12 protein-coding genes are annotated in these 16,752 nt (G+C 62.9%); 10 read left to right on the forward strand and 2 right to left on the reverse strand.

The annotated features are described in order from the left end of the window. Positions 1-26: 26 nt before the first annotated feature. The 10 genes from M2397_RS09470 (at position 27) to M2397_RS09515 (ending at position 14,477) form a co-directional block, all read left to right on the forward strand. On the forward strand, positions 27-1,886 hold the full coding sequence (locus M2397_RS09470; RefSeq protein WP_259242730.1) for an extracellular solute-binding protein: 1,860 nt from the start codon (positions 27-29) through the stop codon (positions 1,884-1,886). Beyond that, positions 1,886-2,947, forward strand: coding sequence for a microcin C ABC transporter permease YejB (locus M2397_RS09475; RefSeq protein WP_027608619.1), 1,062 nt, complete (start codon positions 1,886-1,888; stop codon positions 2,945-2,947). Before M2397_RS09470 ends, M2397_RS09475 begins: the two co-directional genes overlap by 1 nt. Next, a complete protein-coding gene (locus M2397_RS09480) occupies positions 2,947-3,969 on the forward strand; it encodes an ABC transporter permease (protein ID WP_259242731.1) in 1,023 nt (340 codons plus the stop codon). The genes M2397_RS09475 and M2397_RS09480 overlap by 1 nt, the downstream gene beginning before the upstream one ends. A 10-nt stretch (positions 3,970-3,979) precedes the next feature. Next, positions 3,980-5,554 (forward strand): ABC transporter ATP-binding protein, encoded by a 1,575-nt coding sequence (locus M2397_RS09485; protein WP_131699300.1) that lies wholly within the window; start codon positions 3,980-3,982, stop codon positions 5,552-5,554. After that, the gene (locus M2397_RS09490; protein WP_131699299.1) at positions 5,551-6,942 is read left to right on the forward strand and encodes a sigma-54-dependent Fis family transcriptional regulator; all 1,392 of its coding nucleotides are present in this window, start codon (positions 5,551-5,553) and stop codon (positions 6,940-6,942) included. The genes M2397_RS09485 and M2397_RS09490 overlap by 4 nt, the downstream gene beginning before the upstream one ends. Before the next feature lie 292 nt (positions 6,943-7,234). Continuing rightward, on the forward strand, positions 7,235-8,626 hold the full coding sequence (locus M2397_RS09495; protein WP_131699298.1) for a GntP family permease: 1,392 nt from the start codon (positions 7,235-7,237) through the stop codon (positions 8,624-8,626). A gap of 7 nt (positions 8,627-8,633) precedes the next feature. After that, positions 8,634-9,407 (forward strand): 3-hydroxybutyrate dehydrogenase, encoded by a 774-nt coding sequence (locus M2397_RS09500; protein WP_131699297.1) that lies wholly within the window; start codon positions 8,634-8,636, stop codon positions 9,405-9,407. Between the two features lie 162 nt (positions 9,408-9,569). Next, the gene (locus tag M2397_RS09505) at positions 9,570-11,522 is read left to right on the forward strand and encodes an acetoacetate--CoA ligase (RefSeq protein ID WP_259242732.1); all 1,953 of its coding nucleotides are present in this window, start codon (positions 9,570-9,572) and stop codon (positions 11,520-11,522) included. Between the two features lie 140 nt (positions 11,523-11,662). Continuing rightward, a complete protein-coding gene (locus tag M2397_RS09510; RefSeq protein ID WP_259242733.1) occupies positions 11,663-14,170 on the forward strand; it encodes a PAS domain-containing protein in 2,508 nt (835 codons plus the stop codon). A gap of 31 nt (positions 14,171-14,201) precedes the next feature. Continuing rightward, positions 14,202-14,477 carry a peptidylprolyl isomerase gene (locus M2397_RS09515; RefSeq protein WP_010564624.1) on the forward strand — a complete coding sequence of 92 codons (276 nt, stop codon included), beginning with the start codon at positions 14,202-14,204 and terminating at the stop codon, positions 14,475-14,477. Between the two features lie 139 nt (positions 14,478-14,616). On the opposite strand, the gene M2397_RS09520 is transcribed toward M2397_RS09515, so the two are convergent. Both M2397_RS09520 and M2397_RS09525 read right to left on the reverse strand, forming a co-directional pair. After that, complete coding sequence (locus M2397_RS09520) at positions 14,617-15,528, reverse strand: sugar kinase (RefSeq protein ID WP_259242734.1); 912 nt, start codon at positions 15,526-15,528, stop codon at positions 14,617-14,619. 10 nt (positions 15,529-15,538) lie between these two features. Then, positions 15,539-16,747 (reverse strand): amino acid deaminase, encoded by a 1,209-nt coding sequence (locus M2397_RS09525; RefSeq protein ID WP_145337517.1) that lies wholly within the window; start codon positions 16,745-16,747, stop codon positions 15,539-15,541. Positions 16,748-16,752 lie beyond the last annotated feature (5 nt).

Here is a 16,752-nt window from a genome sequence, read left to right on the forward strand (position 1 = left end):
TCTTCACCCGGCGTTCAAGGCTGACAATGCGATTGGCTTTTTCCAGACTGCTCAGTACCTCCCTGGCCCTGCTGCTGGCCAGCACCGCCGTGATCGCGGCGCCCCAACCGTCAATGACCGTATACGGCGAGCCGGCCAAGTATCCCGCCGGTTTCAGCCATTTCGACTACGCCAACCCCAACGCCCCCAAGGGTGGCAGCCTGCGACGCTCGGCGATTGAAATCGGACGTTTCGACCATGTGCTGCCGTATATCGACAAAGGCATCGGCGTCTCCCAGGTCGACGGCTGGCTGTATGCGCCCCTGGCCCTGCGTTCCCTGGACGAACCCTATACGGTGTATGGCCTGGTTGCAGAGAAGATGGACCGCGCGGACGACGGCCTGTCCCTACGTTTCTTCCTCAACCCCAAGGCGCGTTTTGCCGATGGCAAGCCGATCACCGCCGAGGATGTGCGCTACAGCTTCAACCTGCTGATGACCCAAGGCAGCCTGCGCTTTCGCACGTTGTTCGCTGATGTCAAGCACGTCGAAGTCGAAGGCCCGCGCCAGGTCCGTTTTGATTTTTCCAGCAACGAAAACCGCACCCTGCCCCTGGATATCGCCACCCTGCCGGTGTTCCCCGAGCACTGGTGGAAGACCCGCGACTTCGCCAACGGCGGTGGCTACGAAGCCCCCCTAGGCAGCGGCCCGTACAAGGTCGGCAAGATCGACTCGGGCAGCACCATCACCTTTACCCGCGACCCCGACTGGTGGGGCAAGGACCTGCCCGTCAGCCGCGGCCTGTACAACTTCGATCACCTGAGCCTGGAGTACTTCGGCGACACCGAAGTGGCCCGCCAGGTATTGCGTGGGGGCGCCTACGACTTCAACCGTGAGTTTTCCGCCACCGGCTATTCCATCGGCTACAACGGCCCGGCCCTGGACGATGGCCGCCTGCAACGCGCGCACTTGGCCAAGGACATGCCGCAACCGGCCCAGGGTTATGTGTTCAATGTGCAAAAACCAATGTTCAAGGATCGTCGCGTGCGCCAGGCCCTGGCGATGCTGTGGGACTTCGAATGGGCCAACCGGCAGATGATGCGCAACGTGTACATCCGCCAGCAAAGCTACTTCTCCAATAGCCCGTTGGCCGCCACCCAACTGCCCACTGCGGAAGAACTGGCAATTCTCGAACCCTTGCGCGGGCAGATTCCCGACGAGGTGTTCACCCAGGTGTTCAAGGCGCCGGTCACCGATGGCAGCGGCATGATCCGTGACAAGCAGCTGCAAGCCCTGGCGCTGCTGGAAGACGCCGGCTGGAAGCCAGACGGCGACAAACTGGTCAACGCCGAGGGCGAGCCGCTGGCGTTCACCTTCCTCAATGCCCAGAACGGGCTGGAACGCCTGTTGTTGCCGTACAAACGCAACCTCGCGCAGATCGGCATCACCTTGAATATCCGCCGCATCGACTCTTCGCAATACGTCAACCGCTTGATGGCCCGCGACTACGACATGATCGTGACGGGCTTCCCGGTCACCACGTCGCCCGGCATGGAGCTGTACAACTACTTCGGCTCGACCGCCGCGTTCGATCCGGGCGCCAACAACTACATGGTGCTCAAGGACCCGGCCGTCGACAGCCTGATCAAGGGCCTGGTCAAGGCCGACACCCAGGCGCAGATGCTTACCTATGCCCATGCCCTGGACCGGGTGCTGCAATGGAATTACCTGTGGATCCCCAATTACTACCCGCCCGGCACCTCCGCCGCTTGGTGGAACCGCTTCGGCCGCCCGGCCATCGAGGCCAGGAATGATGAAGCCCTGGAAACCTGGTGGGAAATCAGCCCTACCCCGCTGACAAATGAACAAATGAATGCCGAATTGAAAAAACGCGCAGGAGCTCGCTGATGTTTGCCTATATCGTGAGGCGCCTGCTGCTGATCATCCCGACGCTGGTGATCATCCTGCTGGTGAATTTCGTGATCGTCCAGGCCGCCCCCGGCGGGCCGGTGGAACAAGCCATCGCTCACTTGCAGGGCATCGGCGGCGGCGCGGTCGGCGGCTCATCCGGCGACGGTGTCAGCAGCGGCTCCCGCGCCAGCCGTGGCCTGGACCCGAAACTGATCAAGGACATCGAAAAACAATACGGCTTCGACAAGCCCGCGCCGGAACGCCTGTGGCTGATGCTCAAGAGCTACGCCCAACTGGATTTCGGCAACAGCTTCTTTCGCGGCGCCACCGTGATCGACCTGATCCTGGAAAAGATGCCGGTCACCATTTCCCTCGGCCTCTGGGCTACGCTGATCACCTACCTGGTGTCGATCCCCCTGGGCATTCGCAAGGCGGTGCGCCATGGCAGCAGTTTTGATGTGTGGAGCAGCACCGCCATTGTGATTGGCTACGCGATGCCGGCGTTCCTGTTCGCGATGTTCCTGATCGTGGTGTTCGCTGGAGGCACTTCATTGAACTGGTTCCCGGTGCGCGGGCTGGTCTCGGAAAACTTCGCCGAGCTGAGCACCGTGGGCAAGATCGCCGACTACTTCTGGCACCTGGTACTGCCGGTCAGCGCGCTGGTGATCGGCGGGTTCGCCACCCTGACCATCCTGACCAAAAACTCGTTCCTCAATGAAATCACGCGCCAGTACGTCGTGACCGCCCGCGCCAAAGGCTTGAGCGAACGGCGGGTGCTGTACGGCCATGTGTTTCGCAACGCCATGCTGCTGGTGATCTCGGGGATTCCCCAGGCGTTTATCAGCGTGTTCTTTGCCGGTTCGCTGTTGATCGAGGTGATCTTTTCCCTCGATGGCCTCGGCCGCATGAGCTACGAAGCCGCCGTGTCCCGGGACTACCCGGTGGTGTTTGGCTCGCTGTTTATCTTCACGTTGTTCGGCCTGCTGATAAAACTGATCGGCGACCTCTGCTACACCCTGGTGGACCCGCGTATCGACTTCGCCGCGAGGAACGCCTGATGCTTAACCTGTCTCCCGTGGCCCGTCGGCGTTTCGAACGGTTCAAGAAAAACCGTCGCGGCTGGTGGTCGCTGTGGCTGTTTATCGGCCTGTTTATCCTGACCCTGGGCGGCGAGTTGATCGCCAACGACAAGCCCTTGGTGCTCAGCTACAAGAACGAGCTGTATTTCCCGGCGTTCAAGCGCTACACCGAGCAGCAGTTCGGCGGGCAACTGCCGTTCCAGGCCGATTACCGCAGTGACTACGTGCAAAAGCTGATCAAGCAGGGCGGCGGCTGGATGCTGTTCCCGCCGATTCCGTTCAGCGACGACACGCCCAACTACGAATTGACCCGCCCGGCCCCCAGCCCGCCCTCGACGGTGAACTGGCTGGGCACCGATGACCAGTCGCGGGATGTGTTGGCGCGGGTGATCTTCGGCGCGCGGGTGTCGATCCTGTTTGCCCTGGCGCTCACCACCATCAGCGCCGCCATCGGCATCGCCGCCGGGGCCTTGCAAGGCTATTACGGCGGTTGGGTGGATCTGCTCGGCCAACGCATCCTTGAAGTGTGGTCCGGGCTGCCGGTGCTGTACCTGCTGATCATCCTGTCGGGGTTTGTCGAGCCGAACTTCTGGTGGTTGCTGGGGATCATGGCGCTGTTTTCCTGGCTGGCGCTGGTGGATGTGGTGCGCGCCGAGTTCCTGCGTGGGCGCAACCTGGAGTACGTCAAGGCCGCACGGGCGCTGGGCCTGGGCGACGGCAAGATCATTCGCCGGCACATCCTGCCCAACGCCATGACCGCCACCTTGAGCTACCTGCCGTTTATCCTCACCGGGGCGATTTCCACCCTGAGCGCCCTGGATTTCCTTGGTTTCGGCATGCCTGCGGGCAGTGCTTCACTGGGCGAGTTGATTGCCCAGGGCAAGCAGAACCTGCAAGCGCCGTGGCTGGGCTTGACGGCGTTTTTCACCTTGGCGCTGATCCTGTCGCTGCTGGTCTTTATCGGCGAGGCATTACGCGATGCCTTCGACCCACGCTCATGAGTGATTGCGTATGAACCTGATCGAAATCCGCGACCTCAGCGTCGCGTTCAGCGGCCAGACCGTGGTGCGCAACCTGAGCCTGGACGTCCGCCCCGGCGAGTGCCTGGCGCTGGTGGGCGAATCCGGCTCCGGCAAGTCGGTGACGGCGCACTCAATCTTGCAACTGCTGCCCGAGGCCGGTACCGACACCCGCGGTTCCGTGAAGTATCGCGGCCAGGAACTGATCGGCGCCTCGGCGTCGACCTTGCAGAAACTGCGCGGCAACCGCATTGCGATGATCTTCCAGGAGCCGATGACCTCCCTCAACCCGCTGCACAGCATCGAAAAACAGATCGGCGAAACCTTGCTGCTGCATAAGGGCATGGGCGGCAAGGCGGCGCAGGCACGCATCCTTGAATTACTCGAACTGGTGGGCATCCAGAAACCCCAGGAACGCCTCAAGGCTTACCCGCACCAACTTTCCGGAGGCCAGCGCCAGCGGGTGATGATCGCCATGGCCCTGGCCTGTGAGCCGGAGCTGTTGATTGCCGACGAGCCCACCACCGCCCTCGACGTGACCGTGCAACGCAAGATCCTGCTGCTGCTCAAATCCCTGCAACACCGCCTGGGCATGTCGCTGCTGCTGATCAGCCATGACCTCAACCTGGTGCGCAGCATTGCCCAACGCGTATGCGTGATGCATGCCGGCGAGATTGTCGAGCAGGCCGGCTGCGAGACCTTGTTCACGGCACCGCAACATCCCTACAGCCGCCTGTTACTGGACGCCGAGCCGTCCGGCGATGTGCTGTGCAGCGACCCACGGGAGACCGTGCTGGAGGTGGACAACCTGAGCGTGCAATTCCCCCTTGGCGGCGGCCTGTTCCGGCGCAAGACCTACCTGCGCGCGGTGGATGGCATCAGCCTCAGCGTGCAGCGCGGCAAGACCCTGGGGATTGTCGGCGAGTCCGGTTCGGGCAAGTCCACTCTCGGCCAGGCGATCCTGCGCCTGCTGGACTCCACCGGCAGCATCCGCTTCCAGGGCGAGGCCCTCGACCCGCTCAACCACAAGCAGATGCGCCCCTGGCGCAAACAGATGCAGGTGGTGTTCCAGGACCCGTATGGCAGCCTCAGCCCGCGCATGTCGGTGCAGCAGATCATCAGCGAAGGCCTGGAAGTGCATGCGCCGTGCAGCCTGGCCGACCGCGATGCGCAAGTAATCCAAGTGCTCAAGGACGTGGGCCTCGACCCCGCCAGCCGCCATCGCTTCCCCCATGAATTCTCCGGCGGCCAGCGCCAACGCATCGCCATCGCTCGTGCGCTGGTGCTCAAGCCGGCGTTGATGCTGTTGGACGAGCCCACCTCGGCCCTTGATCGCACCGTGCAGAAGCAGGTCGTAGCGTTGCTGCGTGAGTTGCAGGAGAAGTACGGCCTGACCTACCTGTTTATCAGCCATGACCTCGCCGTGGTGCGCGCTATGGCCCATGACATGATCGTGATCAAGGACGGCAAGGTGGTGGAGCGCGGGCCGAGCCATGCAGTCTTCGACGCGCCGCAGCACCCGTATACCAAAGAACTCCTGGCGGCGGCCGGCGGGCTGTCGTCATGAGTACCAGCCTGACGGATTACCAACAGGTTCGCGGCCTGGCGATCCAGTCGCTGTTCGAGATCATTGAGCAGTCCAGCGAAGGCACGGTGATTGTCGACCGCGACGCCAATATCGTCTGGATGAACGAGCGCTACGCCAAGCGCTTCGGCCTCAAGAGTGCCGATGAAGCCATCGGCCAGCCGTGCGAGCGGGTGATTTCCAACAGCCTGTTGCGCCAGGTGGTACGCACCGACCGGCCGATTCTGCTGGACATCCAGGACACCCCCAAAGGCCCGTTGGTGGTGATGCGCCTGCCGATCCACAACGATGCCGGGGCGGTGATCGGGGCGATTGGTTTTGCCTTGTTCGATGAGCTGCGTAACCTGTCGCCGCTGATCGAACGCTACCTGAGCATGCAGCAGGAACTGGCCTCCACCCGTTCGTTGCTGCGCTCACGCCAGAGCAAGTACAACTTCGCGCATTTTATCGGCACCAGCGCCGCCAGCCTGGAAGTCAAACGCCGTGCACGGCGCAGCGCAAGCGCCGAATCGCCGGTGCTGCTGCTCGGCGAAACCGGCACGGGCAAGGAATTGCTCGCCCAGGCGATCCACGGCGCCTCACCGCGTGCGCACAAGGCCTTTGTCAGCATCAACAGCGCGGCGATTCCCCATGACCTGCTGGAAGCAGAATTCTTCGGCACCGCGCCGGGCGCCTTTACCGGCGCCGATCGCAAGGGCCGTCCGGGTAAATTTCAGATTGCCCAGGGCGGCACGCTGTTCCTCGATGAAATCGGCGACATGCCTCTGCCGCTGCAAAGCAAACTGCTGCGGGTGTTGCAGGAAAAGGAATTCGAACCGGTGGGTTCCAACGAGATGCTGCACAGCGATGTGCGGGTGATCGCGGCCACCTCCATGGACCTGGAAGCGGCGATCAAGCGCGGTGAGTTTCGCGCGGACTTGTATTACCGCCTGAATGTGCTGCCGATCCGGGTGCCGCCGCTGCGTGAGCGGCTGGAGGATATCCCGGCGCTGAGCGAAGCGATCCTCGAAGACCTGCGCAGCCAGCATGAGCTGGACCGCGAAGCCCTGGCGCTGTTGGCGCAGCATGCGTGGCCGGGGAATATCCGCGAGCTGCGCAACGTGCTGGAGCGCGCGGCGTTGCTGAGCGATGACCTGGTGCTGGACGCCAGGGAAATTCGTGCGGCGATTGGCACGTTCAGCCCGGTGGAACGCGGGGCGGTGGACACGGTTGCGGGTGAGACGTTTGCAGCAGCGCGGGAGCGCTTTGATCGGCAGGTGATTACGGCGGCGCTCGAGGCGTGTGGTGGGAATGTGGTGGAGGCGGCCAGGCGATTGGGGCTGGGGCGGTCGACGCTGTACAAGAAAATGGTGGCACTGGGGATTGCCTAGTCTCCATATAGAGACTCCATTCTCCAGACAAAGACAATCCCTGTGGGAGGGGGCTTGCCCCCGATGGCATCAGGTCAGTTAACACATATGCTGGCTGATACACCGCTATCGGAGCAAGCCCCCTCCCACATTTGATCTTCACTTGTCTCCAAATTGAGACAAAATTCAAAAATCCTCGAAAAAAATTCAAAAATACCCATATATTTCAACAAGTTGAAAACATGGCACACATCTCGCTATAGCCCTCCCCACCGCTTCACCCACAACAATAACAATCCGATGGAGACACACCATGAGTGTGATCATTGCCCTGGCAGCGCTCGCGCTGCTGATGCTGGCTGCCTACCGTGGCTATAGCGTTATCCTGTTTGCCCCCATCGCCGCCCTCGGTGCCGTGCTGCTCACCGACCCGTCCGCCGTCGCCCCTGCCTTTACCGGGGTGTTCATGGAGAAAATGGTCGGCTTTATCAAACTGTATTTCCCGGTGTTCCTGCTCGGTGCGGTGTTCGGCAAGCTGATCGAGCTGTCGGGTTTCTCGCGCTCTATCGTGGCCGCGGCGATCCGTTTGCTCGGCACGCGCCAGGCGATGCTGGTGATCGTGCTGGTCTGCGCCCTGCTCACCTACGGCGGCGTGTCGCTGTTTGTGGTGGTGTTCGCGGTGTACCCGTTCGCAGCGGAGATGTTCCGCCAGAGCAATATCCCCAAGCGCCTGATCCCGGCGACCATCGCCCTCGGTGCGTTTTCGTTCACCATGGACGCCCTGCCCGGCACGCCGCAGATCCAGAACATCATCCCCAGCACCTTCTTCAACACCACCGCCTGGGCGGCGCCGTGGCTGGGGCTGATCGGCACGATTTTCGTGTTCTGCGCCGGCATGCTCTACCTGGCGCGCCAGCGCAACAAGGCCCAGCGCGCGGGTGAAGGCTACGGCACCGAGCTGCGCAACGAGCCTGAGACCGCCGAGAACATTGCCCTGCCCAACCCTTGGATCGCGCTGTCGCCGCTGATCCTGGTGGGCGTAATGAACCTGCTGTTCACCCACTGGATCCCGCAGTGGTACGGCAAGACCCACAGCCTCAGCCTGCCGGGCATGAGCGCGCCGGTGACCACTGAAATCGCCAAGCTCACCGCGATCTGGGCGGTGCAGGCGGCGTTGCTGGTGGGGATCCTGATGGTGCTGGCGTTCGGGTGGTCGGCGATCAAAAGTAAGCTCGCCGAGGGCAGCAAAAGCGCGGTCAGCGGCGCGTTGCTGGCGGCGATGAACACCGCTTCCGAATACGGCTTTGGTGCAGTGATTGCCTCGCTGCCGGGCTTTCTGGTACTGGCGGACTGGCTGAAAGGCATCCCCAACCCGCTGGTCAACGAAGCGATTACCGTGACCCTGCTGGCCGGTATCACCGGCTCTGCGTCCGGTGGCATGAGCATCGCCCTGGCGGCCATGTCCGAGAGCTTTATTTCGGCGGCCCATGCGGCCAATATTCCCCTTGAAGTGCTGCACCGGGTCGCAGCCATGGCCAGCGGCGGCATGGACACCCTGCCCCACAACGGCGCGGTGATCACGCTGCTGGCGGTGACCGGCCTGACCCACCGCGAAGCCTACAAGGACATTTTCGGCATCACGATTATCAAGACCCTCGCGGTGTTCGTGGTGATCGGTACTTTCTACGCCACCGGCATTGTGTGAGGTTTTCATGACGACATTGAACGGCAAGACCGCCCTGGTTACCGGTTCCACCAGCGGCATCGGCCTGGGCATCGCACTGAGCCTGGCCAAGGCCGGCGCCAACCTGATCCTCAACGGCTTCGGCGACGCCAGTGCGGTGGTCGCCCAGGTGCAGGCGTTTGGCGGCAAGGTCGGCCATCACCCGGCGGACGTCAGCGACCCGGCGCAGATTGCCGACATGCTCGCGTACGCCGAGCGTGAGTTCGGCGGTGTCGACATCCTGGTCAACAACGCAGGCATCCAGCATGTGGCGGCGGTGGAGGACTTCCCGGTGGAGCGCTGGGACGCGATCATCGCGATCAACCTGTCGTCGGTGTTCCACAGCACACGCTTGAGCTTGCCAGGCATGAAAGCCAAGGGGTGGGGGCGTATCGTCAACATCGCCTCGGTGCACGGCCAGGTCGGCTCGGTGGGCAAGGCCGCGTATGTGGCAGCCAAGCACGGCGTGATCGGCTTGACCAAGGTGGTGGGCCTGGAGACCGCCACCAGCAACGTGACCTGCAATGCAATCTGCCCCGGCTGGGTGTTGACGCCGCTGGTGCAGAAGCAGATTGATGATCGTGTGGCCAATGGCGTCGACCCGCAGCAGGCGCAGCATGATCTGCTGGCGGAGAAACAGCCGTCGCTGGAGTTCGTGACACCGTCGCAGTTGGGTGAGCTGGTGCTGTTCTTGTGCAGTGAGGCCGGTGCGCAGGTGCGGGGTGCGGCGTGGAACATTGATGGCGGCTGGCTGGCCCAATAAAACCAGACACTGGAGATCTAAACTGTGGGAGGGGACTTGCTCCCGATGGCGGTGGGTCAGTACCACACGGGCTAGCTGATACTCCGCTATCGGGAGCAAGCCCCCTCCCACAGTAGAATTCTATTGTTTTGAAGACCTGCATAAAAACAAGAGACCTTGCTGATGTCCGAGATCCTCTGGCAACCCTCCCCGGAACGCATCCGCACCACGCGGATGGACCAGTTCCGACGCTTTATCAATGATCGCCACGGCGTGCAGCTCAACGACTACCCGGCCCTGCACCAGTGGAGCATCGACCAGCGTCCGGACTTCTGGCAGGCAATCGTCACGTTCTTCGAAGTGCAGTTTCGCAGCCCGCCCAGCGCAGTGTTGATCGAAGACGCCGAGATGCCCAGCGCCCAGTGGTTTCCGGGCGCGAGCCTGAATTTTGCCGAACACCTGCTGCGTCGACGCGACGATCACCCGGCCGTGGTCGCGATCAGTGAAGACGGCCAGCGCGAACAACTCACCTATGCCGAACTGGCCGCCCATGTCGCCGGCCTTCAAGACAGCCTGCGGGCGGCCGGTGTCGGCAGCGGTGACCGGGTGGCCGCGTGCATGCCCAACACCTGGCAAACCCTGGTCGGCATGCTCGCCACCACCAGCCTGGGCGCGATCTGGTCGTGCTCCTCACCAGACTTCGGCACCCAAGGCGTCATCGACCGCTTCGGCCAGATCGAGCCCAAGGTGCTGATCACCTGCGCCGGCTACCGCTATGCCGGCAAAACCATCGACCAAAGCGCCAAGCTCAATGAAATCCTCGAACGCCTGCCGTCCCTGGAACAATTGATCATCGTCCCGTATGCACGGCCCCACGCCTGCGTCGAGGACTATCAGACCCAGGCCCGCGTTGCCCTGTGGAACGACTTCTACCAACCCGGCGGCGAGCCTGCGTTCGTCGCGGTGCCGTTCGATCATCCGCTGTACATCCTCTACTCCAGCGGCACCACCGGCGTGCCCAAATGCATCATCCACGGCACCGGCGGCGTGCTGCTCACCCACCTCAAGGAACACGGCCTGCACGCGGACATATCCCGCGAGGACTGCCTGTTCTACTACACCACCTGCGGCTGGATGATGTGGAACTGGCTGGTCTCGGTGCTGGCGATCGGGGCCACAGCGGTGCTGTATGACGGCTCGCCGTTTCATCCCGGCCCGGAACGCTTGATCGACCTGATCGACGCGGAAAAGATCAGCGTGTTCGGCACCAGCCCCAAGTTCCTCGCCACCCTGGAAAAGGCCGGGCTGCAACCGCGCCTGAGCCACGACCTGAGCAGCCTCAAGGGCCTGATTTCGACCGGCTCGCCCTTGTCGCCCCAGAGCTACGACTACGTCTACCGCGAGATCAAGGCCGAGCTGTGCCTGTCCTCAATGTCTGGCGGCACCGATATCGTCTCCTGCTTTGTGATCGGCAACCCGGTGTTGCCGGTACGGCGCGGTGAAATGCAATGCAAGAGCCTGGCGATGGCCATTGAGGTGTGGGACGACCAGGGCCAACCGCTGCTCGAGGAAAAAGGCGAACTGGTGTGCACCCGGCACTTCCCGGCGATGCCCATCGGCTTGTGGAACGACCCGGACCAGAAGAAGCTGCGCGCCTCGTATTTCAGCCAGTTTCCCGGCGTATGGGCCCAGGGCGACTACGCCGAACAACGCGCCAACGGCAGCTTGCTGATTCACGGCCGCTCCGACGCGGTGCTCAACCCGGGCGGCGTGCGCATCGGCACTGCGGAGATTTATCGCCAGGTGGAAAAAGTCCCACAGGTGCTGGAGAGCCTGGCCATCGGCCAGCGCTGGCAGGACGATGTGCGCGTGGTGCTGTTTGTGCGCCTCGATGACGAGATCGAACTGGATGAGGCCCTGGAGCAGCAGATCCGCCAGGTAATACGCGCCAACACCACGCCGCGCCATGTGCCGGCGAAGATCCTCGCCGTCAGCGATATTCCCCGTACCATCAGCGGCAAGATCGTCGAACTCGCAGTGCGCAACGTGGTGCACGGCGAGCCGGTGAAAAACACCGACGCCCTGGCCAATCCGGAGGCCCTGGCGCAGTTTCGCGACCGACCTGAGCTGGCGTAAAGATGAAAGGTTTCAGCGTTAAAGCACTCATTTGAAGACAAACCCTCAATGCATGCTATTTTTCGAGGGTAGTCACCCATAGGTTTCCCACGGGATAATGGGTGTTGTCTTTTTTCAAAGCGTTACGCTCAGGGCTTTTTATGAAGGGAACAACCACCGGTAGCGAAGCCGCTGCATTGATTGCGCGGCTGGACTGGGCACACAGCCCCCTCGGTGAGGCCAATGATTGGCCGCAAAGCCTGCGCACAGCCGTGGACATCGTCATCCACTCACCGATGCCGATGCTCCTGCTGTGGGGCAGCGAACTCACCCAACTCTACAACGACGGCTTCGCCCTGCTGGCGGGCAACAAGCACCCCGACGCCATGGGCCAGCCGGCGCACCAGACCTGGCCGGAACTCGAAAGCTTCACCGCACCGATCTACGACGCCGTACTGACCGGCCAGGTGCGTACCTTCAGCGAGCAGCGTTTCGTCCTGCAACGCAACAATCGCGACACTGAAATCTGGCTGGACCTGACCTACAGCCCGGTCCGCGATGAAAGCGCCAGCGTGGCCGGCATCCTGGTCACGGCCATCGAAACCAACGAACGTCGCAGAGCCCAGCACAACACCGAGCAGCGCCTGCAACTGGCCCTCGCCGCCACCGACGCAGTGGGCACCTGGGATTGGGACATTGGCGAAGACCGCTTTATCGCCGATGCCCACTTCGCCTACCTGCACGGGGTGGACCCGAGCAACGCCAGCCTGTTGCCCATCAGCGACTACCTGCACGGCGTACACCCCGAAGACCGGGGCACCGTGACGCGCAGCATCAAGCACTGCATCACCCACGGCACCGAATACGCCGAGGAATACCGCCTGCAACAAGCCGACGGCCAGGTACGCTGGGTGTTTGCCCGCGGGCGTTGCTACAAGGATCATCAAGGCCGCCCCGCGCGCTTCCTCGGCGCGGCACTCGACCTCACCGAGCGCAAGCACACCGAGCAGGCCCTGCGCCAGAGCCAGACCGAGCTGCAGTTGATCATCAACGCCATGCCGGTGCTGATCGGCTACGTCGACCACGAGCAGCGCTTTCGCCTGAACAACAGCGCCTACCTCGAGTGGTACGGCATGACGCCCCAGGAGCTGTACGGCAAGACCATCCGCGAGGTGCTCGGCGACGAGGTGTACGCCGGGCGCGAGGACAAGATCGCCGCTGCGCTCAAGGGCAAGGCCTGCAGTTTCATGACCATCACCCCCCATCGTGATGGCCGCCCACGCCATGCGCTGATGAAATACCTGCCACGCTTCAGCAACGACGGTTCGGTGAACGGTTTCTATATCTTTGTGATCGACGAAACCGAACGCAAACTCACCGAAGAAGCCCTGCGCCACCTCAACGAGAACCTCGAGGAGCGTGTGGCCCAGCGTACCCAGGCGCTGGCCGAAGCCAACGAACGCCTGAAAACCGAGATGTTCGAGCGTGAGCGCGCCGAAGACGCCCTGCGCCATGCGCAGAAGATGGAAGCGGTGGGCCAGCTCACCGGCGGTATCGCCCACGACTTCAACAATATGCTCACCGGTATCATCGGCAGCCTGGACCTGATGCAGCGCTACATCGCCGCCGGGCGCAGCGAGGAAATCGGCCGCTTTACCGAAACCGCCGTATCCTCGGCCCATCGCGCGGCCGCCCTCACCCATCGCCTGCTGGCTTTCTCGCGACGCCAGTCGCTGGACCTTCGCCCACTGGACCCCAACCAGTTGGTGGCGTCCCTGGAGGAGCTGTTCCAGCGCACCAAGGGCGCCCATATCACGCTCAAGGTGCAACTGGGCCGCGATATCTGGCCGGTCAACACCGACGCCAGCCAACTGGAAAATGCCCTGCTCAACCTGGTGATCAACGCGCGCGACGCCATGCCCGACGGCGGCGAACTGCTGATCGAAACCGCCAACAGTTACCTCGACGGCACCGATATCACCACCCTCGAACCGGTCAGGGCCGGCGACTATGTGATGCTTGGCGTGTGTGACAACGGCAGCGGCATGGCACCGAAGATTCTCGCCAAGGCGTTCGACCCGTTCTTCACCACCAAACCCATCGGCCAGGGCACTGGCCTGGGGCTGTCGATGATCTATGGGTTTGCCCAGCAGTCCGGTGGTCACGTGACCATCCAGAGCGAACCGGGCCAGGGCACCTGCGTGCGCTTGTACCTGCCGCGCCTGCACGGCACCTCCCTGGAAAGCAGCCTGCCCGCTCAATTGGGCGAAGTTCCGGTAGCCCTTGCCGGCGAAGCGGTGGTGGTGGTCGAGGATGACCCGGCGGTGCGCATGCTGGTGGTCAATGTACTCGACGAGTTGGGCTATACCGCGCACCAGGCGGCGGATGCGCGTGCGGCGCTGCCATTGCTGGAGTCGGACCTGCGCGTGGACCTGCTGGTGACCGATGTCGGCCTGCCCGGCATGAACGGCCGCCAACTGGCGGAGATCGCCCGCCAGCATCGGCCGGGCCTCAAGGTGCTGTTCATGACCGGCTACGCGGAGAAAGCCGCTGAGCGCCAGGGCTTCCTGGAGGACGGCATGGACATGGTCGCCAAGCCTTTTTCCATCGACCTGCTGGCGACCAAAATCCGCAGCATGATCAGCGTCGATGATTCAGTTCAGGCATAATCGCGCGCCGTCGCACACCTGGTAGAGATCAATGAAAGCCCAAGCCCGCCATATCCTGGTGAAAACCAGCGAAGAAGCCGAACAACTCAAGCAGCGCATTGCCAAGGGCGAAGCCTTCGATGTGCTGGCCAAGAAGTACTCCACTTGCCCGTCCGGCAAGCGCGGCGGCGATTTGGGTGAAGTGCGGCCTGGGCAGATGGTCGGGGTGATTGATGCGGTGATCTTCAAGAAGCCGGTGAAGGTGGTTCACGGACCGATCAAGAGCAAGTTCGGGTATCACCTGGTGCAGGTGTTTTACCGCGATTGAGGCGTTGACTTAAGACCGCTATCGGGGGCAAGCCCCCTCCCACACTTGACCGCATTTCATCTGGAGGAATGCGGTCAACTGTGGGAGGGGCGGTGCGACGATTCGACTTGCTCCCGATCCGCCGCAGGCGGCCATTCACCTACTCCCTGGGGATCAGCGCACCCGGCACCTGGATAACCCGGCTCGCCAGCCGATGCCCGGCCAAAGCGGCCTCCTGCGGCGAACCACCCTTGAGCCGACTGGCCAGGTACGCAGCACTGAACGAATCCCCCGCCGCCGTGGTGTCCACCACCTTCTCCACCTTCAATGCCGGCACACCAAAGCGCTCGCCGTCGCAACGAATCAAACACGCATCCGCTCCGCGCTTGAGCACCACTTCCGCAATCGCCGGGTACGCCGCGAACACCTGCTCGCTGTCGGCATAACCAAACAGCGCGCGCTCGTCATCTTCAGTCAGCAAGGCGATATCCACCTCGGCCAGTACGGTGCGATAAGCCTCACGGGCAACGTCCACCGTGGCCCACAGCCGTGGCCGGTAGTTGTTGTCGAACACCACTTTGCCGCCACGTCGGCGGGTTTCGATCAGGACTTCGAGCAAGCGCTGCCGCCCGACTTCACCCAGCACCGCCAGGGTAATGCCGCTGAAATACACCACGTCGTACCCCGGCAATGCCGCCAGGATCGGTTCGGCGGCTGGCGTGGTAAAGCAGTCGCGCACCGCCGCTTCGTTACGCCAGTAGAGAAATTTTCGCTCGCCGTTGGCGTCGGTCTGGATGCAGTACAAGCCGGGCAAACGTCCAGGCAGGCGCTGGACTCTCTCCAGCCCAAGCCCCTCTTCCTGCCATTGCCGGCACATGGCATCGCTGAAGCTGTCATCGCCCAGGGCGGTAACGTAGTCGACACTGCCGAGATCGCCCAGCTCACGGCGCAGGTACACCGCCGCGTTCAGGGTGTCGCCGCCGAAGCTCTGTTGCAGGCTGCCGTCGGCGCGGTGTTGCAGTTCGATCATGCATTCGCCGATCAGGGCAATGCGTGGAGAGGCGGTGGTCATGGCTTTACACTCAGAAACGGGTTTCCAGGGACTCGATCACCTGCAACTGCTCATCCACCAGGCAACCGACCTGCCACTTGTCGAAGGTCAGGCAAGGGTGCGAGGTGCCGAAGGAAATGATGTCGCCGATACGCAGCTCGACACCTGCCGCCACAGTCATGAAGGCGTGCTGGTCCATCACTGCGGTGACGGTACAGGCGCTCACATCATCGCCTTCAGCCGGGAGAATCCCGGCCCGATAGCGTTTGAGCGGCACCGGCAAACCGGCGTCGTAGGCCACGTCGCGCTTGCCCAGGGCGATCACCGCAAACCCCGGCTCAGGCAACGATTGCACATGGGCCCAGACTTCCAGGGCCGGGCGCAGGCCTTCATGAAGGTCGCTGCGGCGGTCGAGCACGCAGCACTGCGCCGCTTTGTAGATACCGTGGTCGTGGGCCACATAACTGCCGGGGCGCAGCACACTGAGGAAACGGCCGGCGGCGTTTTGCGTTTCGAAGGACTCGGCGATCAGGTCATACCAGGCCGAACCCGACGCCGTGATAATGGGCTTGGGCAGGTCGAAGGAACCGTTGTTTTGCAGGTCCACGGCCAGGCGAACCAGGCTCGCGGCGAAGTCGCGGATGCCACTGATGGCGTGCTCGCCGTGGATCACCCCTTCATAGCCTTCGATACCGGTGAGGGCCAGGGCCGGTTGGGCCTTGATCGCCTTGGCCAGGTCGCGCACTTCCTGCTCGCTGCGGCAACCGCAACGGCCGCCGACCACGCCGTATTCGATCATCACGTTCAAGCGCAGGCCACGGGCGGCGAAGAACAGGCCCAGGTCGGCGACGTTGTCCGGGTGGTCAACCATGCAGTGGAAGTCAAAATCCTTGTCGGCCAGCAGGTCGGCGATCAACGCCATGTTCGGCGCGCCCACCAACTGGTTGGCCATCAGCACACGGCGCACGCCACCGGCATAGGCGGCGCGGGTCTGCACGGCGTTGGCCAGGGTGATGCCCCAGGCGCCTTGGGCGATCTGGCGCTGGAACAGCGCGGGCATCATGCTGGTTTTGCCATGGGGCGCAAGTTCGGCGCCGCTGTTGCTGACGAAATCCTGCATCCAGCGAATGTTGTGTTCCAGGGCGTCGCGGTGCAGCACCAGGGCGGGCAGGCTGACGTCACGGACCAAATGGGCACCGACGGCGGCGGCGCCCTTTTCAACGGCATTGATGGCAGACATGGAAA

It is taken from the genome of Pseudomonas sp. BIGb0381 (genome assembly GCF_024809815.1).
In the GTDB taxonomy this organism is placed as follows: Bacteria; Pseudomonadota; Gammaproteobacteria; order Pseudomonadales; family Pseudomonadaceae; genus Aquipseudomonas.